At 75.9% G+C, this 18,370-nt stretch carries 1 protein-coding gene (cut by a window edge); it reads left to right on the forward strand.

Annotated features, from left to right (window positions below):
* Positions 1-18,370 carry the 5' portion of a type I polyketide synthase gene (locus tag D7231_RS02340; RefSeq protein ID WP_120753407.1) on the forward strand. It continues 10,196 nt past the right edge of the window, so the window shows 18,370 of its 28,566 coding nt (coding positions 1-18,370); its start codon is at positions 1-3; its stop codon lies beyond the right edge, outside the window.

Genomic DNA, 18,370 nt, shown 5'->3' on the forward strand with positions numbered 1-18,370 from the left:
GTGGACAAGGAACAGAAGCTCCGGGACTACCTGAAGCGGGCGAGCGCGGATCTGCGGCGCACCCGGCAGCGGGTGGACGAACTGGAGACCGCGGCCCGTGAGCCCATCGCGATCGTGGGCATGAGCTGCCGCTTCCCCGGGGGCGTGACGACCCCCGAGGAACTCTGGTCCATGCTCGCCGACGGCCGGGAGGGCATCACGGGGTTCCCCGCCGACCGCGGCTGGGAAGCACTGACGGAGAACGCCGGAGAACCGCAGGAGTTCTCCGGCGGGTTCCTGCACGACGCGGCCGAGTTCGACGCCGGATTCTTCGGGATCTCCCCGCGCGAGGCGCTCGCGATGGACCCCCAGCAGCGGGTGCTGCTGGAGTCCTCCTGGGAGGCCTTCGAACGGGCCGGCATCGACCCGGCCGCGGTCCGCGGCACCCGGACGGGCGTGTTCGTCGGGGCCATGCCCCAGGAGTACCGGGTGGGCCCGGACGACGACGCCCAGGGCTTCGTCCTGACGGGCGGCGCCACCAGCGTCCTGTCGGGCCGGCTCTCGTACTTCTTCGGGGCCGTGGGCCCGGCGGTGACGGTCGACACCGCCTGCTCGTCCTCCCTGGTGGCCCTGCACCTGGCCGCCCACTCCCTGCGCCGGGGCGAGTGCTCCCTGGCGCTGGCCGCGGGCGTCACGGTGATGTCCGCACCCACGACCTTCGTGGAGTTCAGCCGCCAGGGCGGGCTGGCCGCCGACGGGCGCTGCCGCTCCTTCGCCGACGCGGCCGACGGCACCGGCTGGGCCGAGGGCGTGGGCGTACTGGTCCTGGAACGGCTCTCGGAGGCCCGGCGCAACGGGCACGAGGTCCTCGCCGTCATCCGGGGCTCCGCCGTCAACCAGGACGGCGCCTCCAACGGCCTGACCGCGCCCAACGGGCCCTCCCAGCAGCGGGTGATCGAGCAGGCGCTGGTCAACGCGCGTCTGTCGGCCGACGAGGTCGACGTCGTCGAGGCGCACGGCACGGGCACCGCCCTGGGCGACCCCGTCGAGGCCCAGGCGCTGATCGCGACCTACGGCCGCAACCGCGCCGAGGACCGCCCGCTGCTGCTGGGCTCCGTCAAGTCGAACCTCGGCCACACCCAGGCGGCGGCCGGCATGGCCGGCGTCATCAAGATGGTGCTGGCCATGCGGCACGGCGCCCTGCCCCGCACGCTGCACGTCGACGCGCCGTCCTCGCACGTCGACTGGTCGGCGGGAACCGTACGGCTGCTGACCGAGCAGGTCTCGTGGTCGCAGGGCGAGCAACCGCGCCGGGCCGGCATCTCCTCGTTCGGGCTCAGCGGCACCAACGCGCACACGATCCTGGAGGAGGCGCCGGCCGAGGCCGAACTCACTGACTCCTCCGAACCCACTGACTCCTCCGAACCCGGCGGGACCGCCGAGCCTACGGAAAACATCGCCGCCGGTGCCGTCCCCTGGCTGATATCCGGCCGCACCCGGGAGGCCCTGCGCGCCCAGGCCGCCAGGCTGCTGGACCTCCTCGCCTCCCGCCCCGGCCTCGCACCCGCGGACGTCGCCTACTCGCTGGCCACGACCCGGTCCGGCTTCGAGCACCGCGCCGCGTTCACCGCCGCCGACCGCGACCGGGCCCTCGAAGCCCTCACCGCGCTGGCCGGAGACAAGCTGGAGCCGAGCCTGGCCCGGGGCACGGCGCAGAGCCGCGCCAAGCTCGCCTTCCTCTTCGCCGGCCAGGGCTCCCAGCGGGCGGGCATGGGGCGTGAACTCCACGCCCGTTTCCCCGTCTTCGCCGCCGCGCTCGACGAGATCCTCGCCCACTTCGACCAGGGCCTCGACCGTCCCCTCAAGGACGTGCTGTTCGCCGCCGACGGCACACCCGAGGCCGGGCTGCTGAACGAGACCGGCTACGCGCAGCCCGCCCTGTTCGCGATCGAGGTCGCCCTGTACCGGCTGACCGAATCCTTCGGCGTCAAGCCGGACTTCCTCGCCGGGCACTCCATCGGCGAGATCGCGGCCGCACACGTGGCCGGGGTCTTCTCGGCGGCCGACGCCGCGGCCCTCGTGCTCGCCCGCGGCCGGCTCATGCAAGCGCTGCCCGCCGGCGGCGTCATGATCTCGCTGGAAGCGACGGAGGACGAGGTCCTGCCCCTGCTCCAGGACCGGCAGGACAGCGTCTCGATCGCGGCGGTCAACGGGCCCGCCGCCCTCGTCGTGGCCGGCGAGGAGGGCGAAGCCGAAGCCGTCGCCGCGCACTTCGCCGCGCTGGGCCGCAGGACCAAGCGACTTCAGGTCTCGCACGCCTTCCACTCCCCGCTCATGGAACCCGTCCTGGAGGAGTTCCGCACCGTCGTCGCCGGCCTCACGCCGCAGGCGCCCGTCGTTCCCGTCGTCTCCGGCCTGACCGGCACGCTCGCCACGGTCGAGCAGCTGACCTCCCCTGACTATTGGGTGGACCACGCCCGCCACGCTGTCCGGTTCTCCGACACCGTGGCCTGGCTGAGCGGCCACGGCACCGGCACCTTCCTCGAACTGGGCCCCGACGGAGTCCTGTCCGCCATGGTCCGGGCATGCCTCGACGACACGGGTGACGACACCGCCTCCGCCACGCTCGCCGTCCTGCGGCCGGGCCGCCCCGAGAGCGAGACGCTGACCGCCGCGCTGACGGGCCTGTACGTCCGCGGCGCAGCCGTCCGGTGGGAGCCCTGGTTCGCCGGCACCGGCACCCGGCGCACGGACCTCCCCACGTACGCTTTCCAGCGCCGCCGGTACTGGCCCAAGGGCACGCCCGCCCAGGGCGCCGACATCCGCGCCGCGGGCCTGGGCGCCGCCCGCCACCCGCTGCTCGCCGCGGCCGTGTCGGTCGCCAACTCCGACGGCCTGCTGCTGACCGGCCGCCTGTCGCTGCGCACCCACCCCTGGCTGGCCGACCACGCCGTCCGCGGCACGGTGCTGCTCCCGGGCACCGCCTTCCTGGAACTGGCCGTCCGCGCGGGGGACGAGACGGGCTGCGGCCGCGTCGAGGAGCTCACCCTGGCCGCGCCCCTGGTCCTGCCCGCGGAGGGCGGTGTCCAGGTGCAGGTGTGGGCCGGCAGCCCGGACGAGTCCGGCCGCCGCGCCCTGAGCATCCACTCCCGCCCCGACGGGCCCGAGGAACTCCCCTGGACGCAGCACGCCGCCGGCACCCTCGTCGCCGGTGAGCAGCGCGCCGACTTCGACGCCACCGCCTGGCCCCCGGCCGGCGCCCGGCCGCTCGACCTCGACGGCTTCTACGACCGCATCGCCGGCAGCGGCTTCGCGTACGGCCCCCTGTTCCGGGGCCTGCGCGCCGCCTGGCGCAGCGGCGACGACGTCTACGCCGAGGTGACGCTGCCGGAGGCGGGCGCCTCCGACGCCGCTTCCTCCACCGGGTCCTTCGGCATCCACCCGGCCCTGCTGGACGCCGCGCTGCACGCGTCGGCCTTCGCCGGCCTGGGCGAGCAGGGCCACGGCGGCCTGCCCTTCTCGTGGCAGGACGTGACCCTGCACGCGAGCGGGGCGACGACGGTCCGGGTGAGGCTGACCCGGACCGACGACGACGCGGTGGCCGTCGCCGTCGCCGACACCACGGGCGCCCTCGTGGCCTCCGTCGGCTCGCTCGTCCTGCGCACGATGCCGGACGAGCAGCTGACCGCCGCCGCGTCCCTCGTGCGCGACGCCTTGTTCGAGCTGCGCTGGACGCCGCTGCCGGAGCCCGCCGCGCCGGAGCCCGCCGCGGTCGCTGTCCTCGGCCCGGACCTCTTCGGCCTCGCCGAGGCGCTGACCTCGCCGGACCGCACGGTCACGGCCCTGCCCGGCACGGACGCGGCCGAGATCCCTGACGTTGTGCTCGCACCCGTCGCCGGCACCACCGGTGACGAACCGGTCGCCTCCGCACACGCCCGCACCGCCCACGTCCTGCAACAGCTGCGCAGCTGGCTGGAGAACGAGCGGTGCGAAGGCTCGCGGCTCGTCTTCGTCACCCGCGGCGCGGTCACCACCGACGACCGCCGGGCGCCGGACCCGGCGGCCGCCGCCGTCTGGGGCCTGGTGCGCGCCGCACAGGCCGAGCACCCGGGCCGCTTCGGCCTGGTGGACCTCGACCCCGCCGACTCCGCCGCACCGCGGCTCGCCGCGGCCCTCGCCGCGGACGAGCCCCAGACCGCCCTCCGCGGCGGCACCGTGCTCGGCGCCCGCCTCTCCCGCTCCCGGGCGACGGCGAGCGAGAGCGACACGCCGTGGAACCCCGAGGGCACCGTGGTGCTCACCGGTGCCACCGGCGGCCTGGGCCGCGTGCTGGCCCGGCACCTGGTCGCCGAGCGCGGCGTACGGCACCTGCTGCTCGTCAGCCGCCGGGGCGCCGCCGCCGAGGGCGCTGATGAGCTCGTCGCCGAACTGGCCGCGCGGGGTGCGCAGGTCACCGTGGAAGCCTGTGACCTCGCCGACCGCGCCGCCGTGGAGCGGCTCCTGGCCGGCGTGCCCGCCGAGCACCCCGTCACCGCCGTCGTACACAGCGCCGGCATCCTCGACGACGGGGTCGTCGAGTCGCTGACCCCCGAGCGGATCAGCGCGGTGCTGCGGCCCAAGGCCGACGCCGTGTGGCACCTCCACGAGGCCACCCGGGGGCTGGACCTGGCCGCCTTCGTCGTCTTCTCCTCCCTCGCCGGCACCGTGGGCACGGCGGGCCAGGGGAACTACGCCGCCGCGAACGCCTTCCTCGACGCCGTCGCCCAGCTGCGCCGCGCCGAAGGGCTGCCGGGCCTCTCCCTGGGCTGGGGCCCGTGGGCGCCCACCGGCGGCATGACCGGCGGGCTGACCGACGACGACCTCCGGCGCCTGGCCCGCATGGGCACGCCCGCGCTCACCGAGGACCAGGGCGTCGCCCTCTTCGACGCCGCGACCGCCACGACGGCCGCCGTCCTGCTGCCGGTCAGGCTGGACCTGTCCGTCCTGCGGGTCCGGGGCGAGGTGCCGGCGCTGCTGCGCGGCCTCGTCCGCACCTCCGCCCGCCGCTCGGTGGTCTCCGGCTCGGAGACGGCCGTGAGCCTCGTCCAGCAGCTGTCCCGGCTGGACGAGACGGACCGCGAAGAGGTGGTGCGCGACCTCGTGGCCGGTCAGGTGGCCGCCGTGCTCGGCCACTCCGGCGCCGCCGAGATCGACGCGGAGCGCCCGTTCCGGGAGCTGGGCTTCGACTCGCTCACCGCCGTGGAACTGCGCAACCGGCTCCGTACGGCCACCGGTCTGCGCACCGCGGCCACGGCGATCTTCGACTACCCGACCGTCGCCGCGCTCGCCGCGCACGTCCTCGGCGAGCTCATGGGCTCCGAAGCCGCCGCCACGGCGGCCGCCCCCCGGGCCGCCGGCGACCAGGACCCCGTCGTCATCGTCGGCATGAGCTGCCGCTACCCGGGCGGCGTCGCCTCGCCCGAGGACCTGTGGCGACTGGTCAGCGAGGGCACCGACGCCGTCTCGGGCCTGCCCACGGACCGCGGCTGGGACCTGGACGCCCTCTACGACCCTGACCCGGACCACCTCGGCACCTCGTACACCCGCTTCGGCGGATTCCTGCACGAGGCGGCCGAGTTCGACCCCGGGTTCTTCGGCATGAGCCCCCGTGAGGCGCTCGCCACCGACACGCAGCAGCGGCTGCTCCTGGAGGCGTCCTGGGAGGCCGTCGAACGCGCCGGCATCGACCCGGTGTCCCTGCGGGGCAGCCGCACCGGCGTGTTCGCCGGCGTCATGTACAACGACTACGCCGCGACCCTGGCCGGCGGACAGTTCGAAGGCCACCAAGGCAGCGGCACCTCGCCGAGCATCGCGTCCGGCCGCGTGTCCTACACCCTCGGGCTGGAGGGCCCCGCCGTCACCGTCGACACGGCGTGCTCGTCCTCGCTCGTCGCCATGCACTGGGCGATGCAGGCGCTGCGCGCGGGGGAGTGCTCCCTCGCCCTGGCCGGCGGCGTCACCGTGATGTCCACGCCTGGCGCCCTCATCGAGTTCTCCCGGCAGCGCGGCCTGTCACCGGACGGCCGCTGCAAGGCCTTCTCCGACAGCGCCGACGGCGTCGGCTGGGCCGAGGGCGTGGGCGTGCTCGTCCTCGAACGCCTCTCCGACGCCCGGCGCAACGGACACCGCGTCCTGGCCGTCGTACGGGGCTCCGCCGTCAACCAGGACGGCGCCTCCAACGGGCTGACCGCCCCCAACGGCCCGTCCCAGCAGCGCGTCATCCGCCAGGCGCTGGCCGGTGCCGGCCTGTCCGTCGCGGACGTCGACGCGGTGGAGGCGCACGGCACCGGCACCACGCTCGGCGACCCCATCGAGGCCCAGGCCCTGCTCGCCACGTACGGCCAGGACCGCGACCCGGCACGCCCCCTGCTGCTGGGCTCCGTGAAGTCCAACATCGGCCACACCCAGGCCGCGGCCGGCGTGGCCGGCGTCATCAAGATGGTCATGGCCATGGGCCACGGCGTGCTGCCCCGCACCCTGCACGCCGACGAGCCGTCCTCGCACGTGGAGTGGGACGCCGGAGCGGTACAACTGCTCACCGAAGAGGCCCCCTGGCCGCAGACGGGCCGGCCCCGGCGCGCCGGAGTCTCCTCCTTCGGCTTCAGCGGCACGAACGCCCACATCGTCCTCGAAGAGCCCCCGGCCGCCCCCGCCCCGCGCGACGAGCCCGCACAGCCGCCGCTCGTGCCCGCCGTCGTGCCGTGGACCCTCGCCGCCAAGAGCCGGGCGGCGCTCCGCGACCAGGCCGCGCGCCTGCGGTCCTTCCTCGACGACCGCCCGGCGCTCGACCCGGCCGACATCGGCCTGTCCCTCGCCACCACCCGCTCGGCCTTCGACCAGCGGGCCGTCGTCACCGGCGACCGCGACGACCTGCTGCGCGCCCTCGCCGCGCTCGCCGCCGACCGGCCCGACGCCGCCCTGACCGAGGGCGAGACCGGCGGCACCGGCAAGCTGGCCGTGGTGTTCTCCGGGCAGGGCAGCCAGCGCCCCGGCGCCGGCCGTGAACTCGCCGCCCGCTTCCCCGCGTTCGCCCGGGCCGTCGACGAAGTGACCGCCGCCCTCGACCCGCACCTGGACCGCCCCCTCAAGGACGTTCTGTTTGCCCAGGAGGGCACCCCCGAGGCGGAGCTGCTGGGCCGCACCGAATGGACCCAGCCCGCGCTGTTCGCCATCGGCGTCGCGCTCCACCGCCTGCTGCGCACCTGGGGCATCCGCCCCGACGTGCTGCTCGGCCACTCCATCGGCGAGATCACCGCCGCGCACATCGCGGGCGTCCTCTCGCTGCCCGACGCGGCCCGCCTGGTGACCGCGCGGGGACGGCTGATGCAGGAGCTGCCCGCCGGCGGCGCGATGATCTCCCTCCAGGCCACCGAGGACGAACTCGCGCCGCTGCTCGCCGGGCGCGAGCACGAGGTCTCCATCGCCGCCGTCAACGGCCCCCGCAGCGTCGTGGTCGCCGGAGACCTGGCCGCCGCCGAGGGGATCGCCGCCCACTTCGCCGCCCAGGGCCGCAAGACCAAGCGCCTGGACGTCAGCCACGCCTTCCACTCGCCGCTCATGGAGCCCGCGCTCGACGGGCTGCGCGAGGTCGCCGCCGGGCTCACCTACCACGCGCCGGACGTGACCGTCATCTCCGGCCTGACCGGGCGCCCCGCCACCGGCGGCGAACTGCGCTCCGCCGACTACTGGGTCGCGCACGCCCGCGGCGCCGTCCGCTTCGCCGACACCATGCGCGCCGCCCACGAATGCGGCGCCGGCACCTTCCTCGAACTCGGCCCCGACAGCGTGCTGTCGGCCGCCGCCCAGGACGCCCTCGGCGACGACGCGGACGCGCACATCGTCCCGGTGCTGCGCACCGGGCGCGGCGAGGAGCGCTGCGCGGCCACCGCGCTCGCCCGCCTCCACGTCCGCGGCACGGCCGTCGACTGGCCGGCGTACTTCGCCGGCACCGGGGCACGCACCGTGGACCTGCCCACGTACGCCTTCCAGCACGAGCGCTACTGGCCCGAGACCACCGCTGCCGCCCTCGCCGCGCAGGCAGCCTCCGACCCCGCGGACGCCGAGCTGTGGGGCGCTGTCGAACGCGGCGACGCCGCGGGGCTCGCCGGCCTCCTGGGCCTGCGCGACGAGCAGCACGCCTCTCTCTACGCGCTGCTGCCCGCCCTGTCGTCCTGGCGCCAGCTCCGGCAGGAGAAGGCGCTGCTGGACTCCACCCGCTACCAGATCGCGTGGCGGCCCGCCGGGGCCTCCGCCGCACCCGTCCTCGACGGCACCTGGCTGGTCGTCACCGCCGGGGGAACCGACGGCGACGAGATCCTGGACGCGCTGCGCGGCCACGGCGCCCAGTTCGAGACCCTCGCCCTGGAGCACCACCGCGACCGGGCCTCCCTCGCGGGGCTGCTCGACGCCGCGCGCGGCGAGGGGCGGGCCTTCTCCGGCGTCCTGTCCCTCCTCCCGCTGGCGGACGGGGCCGAGCGGGCCGACCGGGCCGCCCTGCCGCTCGGTGCCGAGCCGCCGGCCGGGCTCGCCCTCACCCTCGTCCTGACCCAGGCCCTCGCCGACACCGGCTTCGACGCCCCCCTGTGGACCCTGACCCGGGGCGCGGTCTCCACCGGCCCCGCCGACCCCCTCACCGCCCCCCTCCAGGCGGCCGTCTGGGGCCTGGGCCGCGTCGCCGCCCTGGAGCACCCGCAGCTGTGGCGGGGCCTGATCGACCTCCCGGCCGTCCTCGACGCGCCCGCCACCCAGCACCTCGTCAGCGCCCTCGCCGCGCGCGCCGGTGAGGACCAGCTCGCGATCCGCACCGAGGGCGCCTACGGCCGGCGCCTCGTGCGGCACCCGCTCGCGGAACTGCCGCCGGCCGACGCCTTCACCGCCCGCGGCACCGTGCTCGTCACCGGCGGCACCGGAGCGCTCGGCGCCGAAGTCGCCCGTTGGCTCGCCCGCAGCGGCGCCGAGCACCTCCTGCTCACCAGCCGCCGCGGCCCCGACGCCCCCGGCGCCGCCGAACTGGCCGCCGAACTGGAGGACCTGGGCGCCCGGGTCACCCTCGCGGCCTGCGACACCGCCGACCGCGACGCGCTCGCCGCACTGCTGGCCTCCGTACCGGACGAGCACCCGCTGACCGGTGTCGTGCACGCCGCCGGCGTCGGCCAGGCGGCTCCCCTCACGGAGACCCCCCTCGACGACGCCGCGGCGGCGATGGCAGCCAAGCTGCTCGGCGCCGCCCACCTGGACGCCCTCCTCGACGGCCACGACCTCGACTTCTTCGTCCTGGTCTCCTCGATCGCCGGGACCCTGGGCAGCGCCGGGCAGAGCGCCTACGCCGCCGCCAACGCCTACCTCGACGCCCTCGCCGAACACCGCCGCGCCCGCGGCCTGTCCGCGACCTCGGTGGCCTGGGGCCCCTGGGCCGAGGCCGGCATGGCCGCTCACGAGGGCTTCGCCGACCAGCTCCGCAAGCGCGGGCTGCGCCTGCTCGCCCCCGCGACGGCCCTCGCCGAACTGCGGCGCGCGGTCGTCCAGGAAGACGTCACCGTCACGGTCGCCGACATCGACTGGGAGCGCTACCACCCCCTCTTCACCTCCGCGCGGCCCAGCGCCCTCTTCGACGAGCTGCCCGACGTGCGGGCCCTGGCGCACACCGGCGCCGAGAGCGCCGCGCCGGAGTTCGCCGCACGCCTGCGGGGCCTCGACGAGGCCGGCCAGGAGCGGCTGCTGACCGACCTGGTGCGCGCCGAGGCGTCCGTGGTCCTCGGCCACGCCTCCGCCGAGGGCGTCGCCGAGCGGCGGGCGTTCCGCGAGGCGGGCTTCGACTCGCTGACCGCCGTCGAGCTGCGCAAGCGGCTCGCCGCGCTCACCGGCCTGCCCCTGCCCGCCACCCTGGTGTTCGACTACCCGACCCCCGCCGCCCTCGCCCGCCACCTGCGCGCCGAACTCCTCGGCACGCAGGCGCAGCCCGCGCCCGTGGCCCTGCCGTCGCCGGGCGGCTTCGACGAGCCCGTCGCCATCGTCGGCATGAGCTGCCGCTTCCCCGGCGGCGTCCGCTCCCCGCAGCAGTTCTGGGAGCTGATCGCCGACGGGACCGACGCCATCACCGACTTCCCCGTCAACCGCGGCTGGGACACCGGCCTCCACCACCCGGACCCCGACCACCCCGGCACGACGTACTCCACCCAGGGCGGCTTCCTGCACGACGCGGGCGAGTTCGACGCCGGCTTCTTCGGCATCTCGCCGCGCGAGGCCCTGTCGATGGACCCGCAGCAGCGGCTGCTGCTGGAGACCACCTGGGAGGCGTTCGAGCAGGCCGGCATCGACCCCACCGGCCTCCACGGCAGCCCGACCGGCGCCTTCATCGGCTCCACCTACCAGGAGTACGGCTTCGGCGTCGACGACAGCTCCGCCGGCCACCTGGTGACCGGCACCAGCCCCAGCGTGCTCTCCGGCCGGCTCTCGTACCTCTTCGGACTGGAAGGCCCGGCGGTCACCGTCGACACGGCCTGCTCCTCGTCCCTGGTCGCCCTGCACCTGGCCTGCCAGTCGCTGCGCAACGGCGAGAGCTCCCTGGCCCTCGCCGGCGGCGCCACCGTGATGACCAACCCCCACCCGTTCATCGCCTTCAGCCGGCAGCGGGCCCTCGCGGGCGACGGCCGCTGCAAGGCGTTCGCCGACGGCGCCGACGGGATGACGCTCGCCGAAGGCGTGGGCATCCTCGTCCTGGAGCGGCTCTCCGACGCGCGCCGCAACGGGCACGAGGTCCTCGCCGTCGTCCGCGGCAGCGCCATCAACCAGGACGGCGCCTCCAACGGCCTGTCCGCGCCCAACGGCCCCTCCCAGCAGCGCGTCATCCGCCAGGCCCTCGCCACCGCCGGCCTGGCCCCGGCCGACATCGACGCCGTCGAGGCGCACGGCACCGGCACGGCCCTCGGCGACCCCATCGAGGCCCAGGCCCTGCTCGCCACGTACGGCCGGGACCGCGACCCGGCACAGCCGCTGCTGCTGGGCTCCGTGAAGTCCAACATCGGCCACACCCAGTCGGCGGCCGGCGTGGCCGGCATCATCAAGATGGTCATGGCCCTGCGCCACGGCGCCCTGCCGCGCACCCTGCACGCCGGCACCCCCTCCCAGCACATCGACTGGACCTCCGGCACCGTCTCCCTGCTGACCGACGGGGCCGACTGGCCCGAGGGCGAGCGCCCGCGCCGCTGCGCGGTCTCCTCCTTCGGCATCAGCGGCACCAACGCCCACACGATCCTCGAAGAGGCACCCCGACCGCAGGAGACACCCTCCGTACCGGAAGCGGAGCCGCTGCCCCCGGCCGGTGGCGTCATCCCCTGGGTGCTGTCCGCGCGGACCCCGGGCGCCCTGCGCGCCCAGGCCGCCCACCTCGCCGCCCACCTCGACGGCGCACCCGTGACCGCCCTCGACGCCGGCCACTCCCTGCTGACCTCCCGCACGCTCTTCGAGCACCGCGCCGTCGTCATCGGCTCCGGCACCGGCTCCGGCGGCGACGAGGCGAGGGCCGCCCTCGGCGCCCTCGGCGAGGGACGCTCGCTCCCGGGCGTCGTCCAGGGCGTCGCCGACACCGACGGCAAGACCGTGTTCGTCTTCCCCGGCCAGGGCTCCCAGTGGGCCGGCATGGGGGCACGGCTGCTGGAGGAGTCCCCGGTCTTCGCCGAGCGCCTGACCGAGTGCGCCACGGCCCTGTCCGCGTTCACCGACTGGTCGCTGCTCGACGTCATCCGCCGGGCCGAGGGCGCCCCCACCCTGGACCGCGTCGACGTCGTCCAGCCCGCCTCCTGGGCCGTCATGGTCTCCCTGGCCGAGATGTGGCGCGCCCACGGCATCACCCCCGACGCCGTCGCCGGCCACTCCCAAGGCGAGATCGCCGCGGCCGCCGTCTCCGGCGCCCTCTCCCTGGAGGACGCCGCCCGCGTCGTCGCGCTGCGCAGCCAGGCCATCGGCCGCGTGCTGGCCGGATCCGGCGGCATGATGTCCGTCCCGCTGCCCGTCGCCGACGTCGAGCGCCGCCTGAGCGCCTACGAGGGCCTGTCCGTCGCCGCCGTCAACGGGCCCCGGTCCGTTGTCGTCTCCGGCGCCACCGCCCCGCTGGACGCCCTCCAGGCCGAACTGGTCGCCGAGGACATCCGCGCCAAGCGCGTAGCCGTGGACTACGCCTCGCACTCCGCGCAGGTCGAGCTGTTGCGGGACGAGCTGCGCGACGTCCTCGCGCCGGTCCGCCCGCGCCCCGGGCACGTACCGTTCTTCTCCACGGTCACCGGCGACTGGCTGGACGCCGGCTCCGGCGGCTTCGACGCCGACTACTGGTACACCAACCTCCGCACGACCGTGCGCTTCGAGCCCGCCGTACGCGAACTCCTCGCACACGAGCACCGGTTCTTCATCGAGGTCAGCTCGCACCCGGTGCTCGCCATGGCCGTCCAGGAGACGGCCGAGGACGCCGGCCGCCCGGCCGTGGTGCTCGGCACGCTCCGGCGCGACACCGGCGGCACCGACCGCTTCCTGACCTCCCTCGCCGAGGCGTTCGTCCGCGGCGCCGGCGCTGACTGGACCCGCGTCTTCGACGGCACCGGCGCCCGCCGGGTGCCCCTGCCCACGTACGCCTTCCAGCGCGAACACCTGTGGGCCGTTCCCGCCAAGGCGCGCGGCACGCACGAGGAAGCGCCCGCCGACGCGGAGTTCTGGACGGCGGTCGAGCAGGAGGACGTCGACTCCCTCGCCTCCAGCCTGCGCCTGGACCGCGGCTCCCTGGCCCCGGTGCTCCCGGCGCTGGCGCACTGGCGCAAGCGCCGCCGCGAGCTGTCGACCGTGGACTCCTGGCGCTACCGCGCCACGTGGAAGCCCCTGACCGGGCTGCCCGCCGCGACCCTGACCGGCACCTGGCTCGTCGTCACCACCGAAGGGGCCGACGCCGGCGCCGTCACGGACGCCCTCGCCGCCCACGGCGCCGCACCGCGCACGCTCGTCCTGGACGAGAGCTGCGCCGACCGCGCGGTCCTGGCCGCGCGCCTGGCGGAGCTCAGCGACGTCACGGACCTCACGGGCGTGGTGTCCCTGCTGGCCGGCGCCGAGGAGCCGAGCAGCGACCACCCGGCGCTCACCACCGGGCTCGCCCTGACCGTCGCGCTCGTCCAGGCGCTCGGCGACGCCGGCATCGAGGCACCCCTGTGGTGCCTGACCAGGGGAGCCGTCTCCACCGGCCGCGCGGACCGGCTGACCCGGCCCGCCCAGGCCCAGATCCACGGCCTCGGCTGGACGGCGGCCCTCGAACACCCGCAGCGCTGGGGCGGCGTCGTCGACCTGCCCGAGCACCTCGACCGGCGCGCCGCCGAACGCCTGGCCGCCGTCCTCACCGGCCGCACCGGTGAGGACCAGGTCGCCGTCCGCGCCTCGGGCGTCCTCGCCCGCCGCGTCATCCGCGCCGCCTCCGCCACCGGCGAGCCGGCCCGCCCGTGGTCGCCCCGCGGCACCACCCTCGTCACCGGCGGCACGGGCACGCTCGCCCCCCACCTGGCCCGCTGGCTCGCCGGACAGGGCGCCGAGCACATCGTGCTGACCAGCCGCCGCGGCCCGGCCGCGCCCGGCGTGGCGGACCTCCTCCAGGAACTGGCCGAACTGGGCTGTGAAGCCACCGCCGTCGCCTGCGACCTCACCGACCGCGACGCGGTCGCCGGCATGCTCGACGCGCTCAAGGCCGACGGCCGCACGGTCCGCACGGTCGTGCACACCGCCGTCACCATCGAGCTCGCGCCGCTCGCCGAAACGACCCCCGACGCCTTCGCGAAGGTCGTCGGCGCCAAGGTCACCGGCGCCCGGCACCTCGACGAACTCCTCGACGACGACGAGCTCGACGCCTTCGTCCTGTACTCCTCCACGGCGGGCATGTGGGGCAGCGGGGCGCACGCCGCCTACGTCGCCGCCAACGCCTACCTCAACGCCCTGGCCGAGCACCGCCGCGCCCGCGGCGCCCACGCGACGGCCGTCTCCTGGGGCATCTGGGCCGACGACCTGAAGCTCGGCCGCGTCGACCCCGGCCAGATCCGCCGCAGCGGACTCGTCTTCATGGACCCCCAGCCGGCCCTCACCGGCCTGCGGCAGGCCCTCGACGACGACGAGACGGTCCTCGCGATCGCCGACGTGGACTGGGAGCGCTACCACCCCGTCTTCACCTCGGCACGGCCCGCACCCCTCTTCGAGGACCTCCCCGAGGTCCGGCGGCTGACGGAGCGGACCGCCGAAACCCCGGCCTCCGCGAACGAGTTCACGACCAGGCTCCTCGGGCTGGCCGCCGGCGAGCAGGACCGCCTCCTGCTGGACCTCGTCCGCGCCGAAGCAGCCACCGCGCTCGGCCACGCCTCACCCGACACCCTCTCCGAACAGCGCGCCTTCCGCGACGTCGGCTTCGACTCGCTCACCGCCGTCGACCTGCGCAACCGGATCGCCGCCGTCACCGGGCTCGCCCTGCCGAGCACGATGGTCTTCGACTACCCCAACCCGCTCGCACTCGTCGCCTTCCTGCGCGACCAGATCGCCGGCACCCGCACCGGATCCGCCCCGGCCGGCCGGGCGCCCGCGGCGGCCGGCGCCGCCGACGAGCCCATCGCCGTCATCGGCATGGGCTGCCGCTACCCGGGCGGCGTCGCCTCCCCGGAGGACCTGTGGCGGATCGTCACCGAAGGCGTCGACGCCACCGGCGAGTTCCCCACCGACCGCGGCTGGGACACCGAAGGCCTCTACGACCCCGACCCCGACCGCCCGGGCCGCACCTACTCCACCCGGGGCGGCTTCCTCCACGACGCTGCCGACTTCGACGCCGCCTTCTTCGGCATCTCGCCCCGCGAGGCCCTCGCCATGGACCCCCAGCAGCGCCTGCTGCTGGAGACCTCCTGGGAGGCGCTGGAGCGCGCCGGCATCGACCCCGCCACCCTGCGCGGCAGCAGCACCGGCACCTTCATCGGCGCCAGCTACCAGGACTACGCCGCCCGGGCCGCGAGCCCGGAGGGCGCCGAGGGACACGCCATCACCGGCACCATCTCCAGCGTCCTGTCCGGCCGCCTGTCCTACACCTACGGCTTCGAGGGCCCGGCCGTCACCCTCGACACCGCCTGCTCCTCCTCCCTCGTCGCCCTGCACCTGGCCTGCCAGTCGCTGCGCAACGGCGAGAGCTCCCTCGCCCTCGCCGGCGGCGTCAGCATCATGGCCACGCCGTTCCCCTTCGTCGGCTTCAGCCGGCAGCGGGCGATGGCCGCCGACGGACGCTGCAAGGCCTACTCCGACCAGGCCGACGGCATGAGCCTGGCCGAAGGCGTCGGCCTCGTCCTCGTCGAACGGCTCTCCGACGCCCTCCGCAACGGACACGAGGTCCTCGCCGTCATCCGCGGCTCCGCCGTCAACCAGGACGGCGCCTCCAACGGGCTGACCGCCCCCAACGGCCCGTCCCAGCAGCGCGTCATCCGCCAGGCCCTCGCCAACGCCGGAGTGTCCGCCACCGACGTCGACGTCGTCGACGGACACGGCACCGGCACCGCCCTCGGCGACCCCATCGAGGCCCAGGCCCTGCTCGCCACGTACGGGCAGGACCGCGACCCGGCGCAGCCGCTGCTGCTCGGTTCCGTGAAGTCCAACATCGGCCACACCCAGATGGCGTCCGGCGTCGCCAGCGTCATCAAGATGGTCATGGCCCTGCGCCACGCGTCCGTCCCCCGGAGCCTGCACATCGACCAGCCCTCCACGCACGTCGACTGGAGCTCCGGCGCCATCCGCCTGCTCACCGAGCCGCAGGACTGGCCGGACGCCGGGCACCCGCGCCGCGCCGGCGTCTCCTCCTTCGGGCTCAGCGGCACCAACGTCCACGCCGTCCTCGAACAGGCCCCCGACGAGCAACCGGAGGAGCGACTGGAGGATCGGCCGGAGGAGAGCCCGGCGGATCCGGCCGGTGTCCTGCCCCTGACACTGTCCGGACGCACCGAAGCGGGCCTGCGCGCCCAGGCCGCCCGGCTCCTGTCCCACCTGGCCGACCACCCCGGAACCCCGCTCACCGACCTCGCCTTCTCCCTCGCCACCACCCGCTCCGCCCTGGAGCACCGCGCCGTCGTCGTCACCGACGACCACGCCACGCTCGCCCGCTCCCTGACGGCCCTGCGCGACGGCACTGCCGACAGCGGCCTGATCACCGGCGGCCGCGGCCGCGGACGCCTGGCCTTCCTCTTCACCGGCCAGGGCAGCCAGCGCCCAGGGATGGGACGCGAGCTGTACGACCGCCACCCGGTCTACGCCGAGGCCCTGGACGCCGTACTGGCCCGCTTCGACCTCGAACTCGACCGCCCGCTGCGGGAGATCCTCTTCGCCGCGCCGGGCACCCCCGAGGCCGCGCTGCTCGACGACACCGGCTACACCCAGCCGGCCCTCTTCGCCCTCGAAGTGGCGCTGTTCCGCCTCGCCGAGTCCTGGGGCCTGCGCCCCGACCACGTCGCCGGGCACTCCATCGGCGAGTTCGCCGCCGCGCACGCGGCCGGAGTCCTCTCCCTGGAGGACGCCTGCACCCTCGTCGCCGCCCGCGGCCGCCTCATGGCCGCCCTGCCCGCCGGCGGCGCCATGGCCTCCGTCGAGGCCACCGAGGACGAGGTGCTGCCCCTGCTCGCCGCCCACGAGGGGCGCGCCTCCGTCGCCGCCGTCAACACCCCCTCCTCCCTGGTCGTCTCGGGCGACGAGGACGCGGTCCTCGCGATCGCGGCCCGCTTCGAGGAGCTCGGCCGCCGCACCAAGCGGCTGCGCGTCAGCCACGCCTTCCACTCGCCCCGCATGGACGCGATGCTGGAGGACTTCGCCCGCGTCGCCGCCGGGATCACCTACGGGACGCCCTCGGTGCCGTTCGTGTCGACCGTCACCGGCGCGCCCGTCACGGCCGAAGAACTCGGCTCGCCCGACTACTGGACCGGCCAGGTACGCGGCACCGTCCACTTCGCCGACGCCGTGCGCCGGCTCACCGAGCAGGGCGTGACCACCTTCTTCGAGCTCGGCCCTGACGGCGTGCTCTCCGGAGCGGTCCGCGCGACCGCCGACGAGGAGAGCGGCATCGCCGCCGTCCCGGCACTGCGCCGCGACCGCCCCGAAGCGCCGGCCCTCACCAGGGCCCTCGCCACCCTGCACGTGCGCGGCGTACAGATCGACTGGAACGCCGTCTTCGCGGGCACCGGTGCCCGCCGGACCGCGCTGCCGACCTACCCGTTCCAGCGCGAGCGCTACTGGCCCGAGACGGCCGTCGTGACCTCCGCCCCGGCCGGCCCCGCCGACGAGGCGGACGCCGTCTTCTGGTCGGCGGTCGAACGCGCGGACCTCGCGTCCCTCGGCACCTCCCTGGACCTGGACGACGACACCCTCACCACCGTCGTACCCGCCCTGGCGTCCTGGCGCCGCAAGCGCCGCGAGCAGGCCACCGTCGACGGCTGGCGCTACCGGGTCACCTGGAAGCCCCTGACCGGCGCGGCCGGCTCCGGCCCGGCGCACCCGGACGGAACCTGGCTCGTGCTCGCACCGGCCGGCGCCGCCGACCCCGCCTGGCTCGACACGGTCACCGGCACCCTCGGCACCGCCGCCGTACGCGTCGACGTCACCACACCGCAGCGCGCGGACCTGGCCGACCGGCTGCGCGAACTGACCGGCGAAGGACACGAATTCACCGGAGTGCTGTCCCTGCTCGCGGCGGACGACACGGCCGACACTGGCGACTCGTACGGCGAGGACGGAGTCCCCTCCGGCCTGCTGCTCACCGCGGCGGCCGTCCAGGCCCTGGGCGACGCCGGCATCGAAGCACCCCTGTGGTGCGTCACCCGCACCGCCGTGGCCGTCGGCCGCTCCGAGCGGCTCGCCCGCCCGGCCCAGGCCGCCGTCTGGGGCCTCGGCCGCGTCGTCGCCCTGGAGCACCCCGGGCGCTGGGGCGGTCTCCTCGACCTCCCCGACGAGCTCACCGGCACCACCCTGCGCCGCCTGGCCGGCGCACTCGCCGGAAACGGCGGCGAGGACCAGCTCGCCGTACGCGCCACCGCCACGTACGCCCGTCGGCTCGCCCACCACCCGGTCGGGGACGCCCCGGCGCCCGCCGAGTTCCGGCCCGCCGGCACCGTGCTCGTCACCGGCGGCACCGGCGCCCTCGGCGGCCGCGTCGCCCGCTGGCTCGCCGAGCGCGGCGCACGCCACCTGCTGCTCGTCAGCCGGAGCGGCCCCGAGGCCCCGGGTGCCGGCGAACTGCGCACCGCACTTGAGGACGCGGGAACCCGCGTCACCATCGCCGCCTGCGACACCGCCGACCGCGACGCGCTCGCCGCCGTCCTGA

It is taken from the genome of Streptomyces klenkii (assembly GCF_003626645.1).
In the GTDB taxonomy this organism is placed as follows: Bacteria; Actinomycetota; Actinomycetes; order Streptomycetales; family Streptomycetaceae; genus Streptomyces; species Streptomyces klenkii.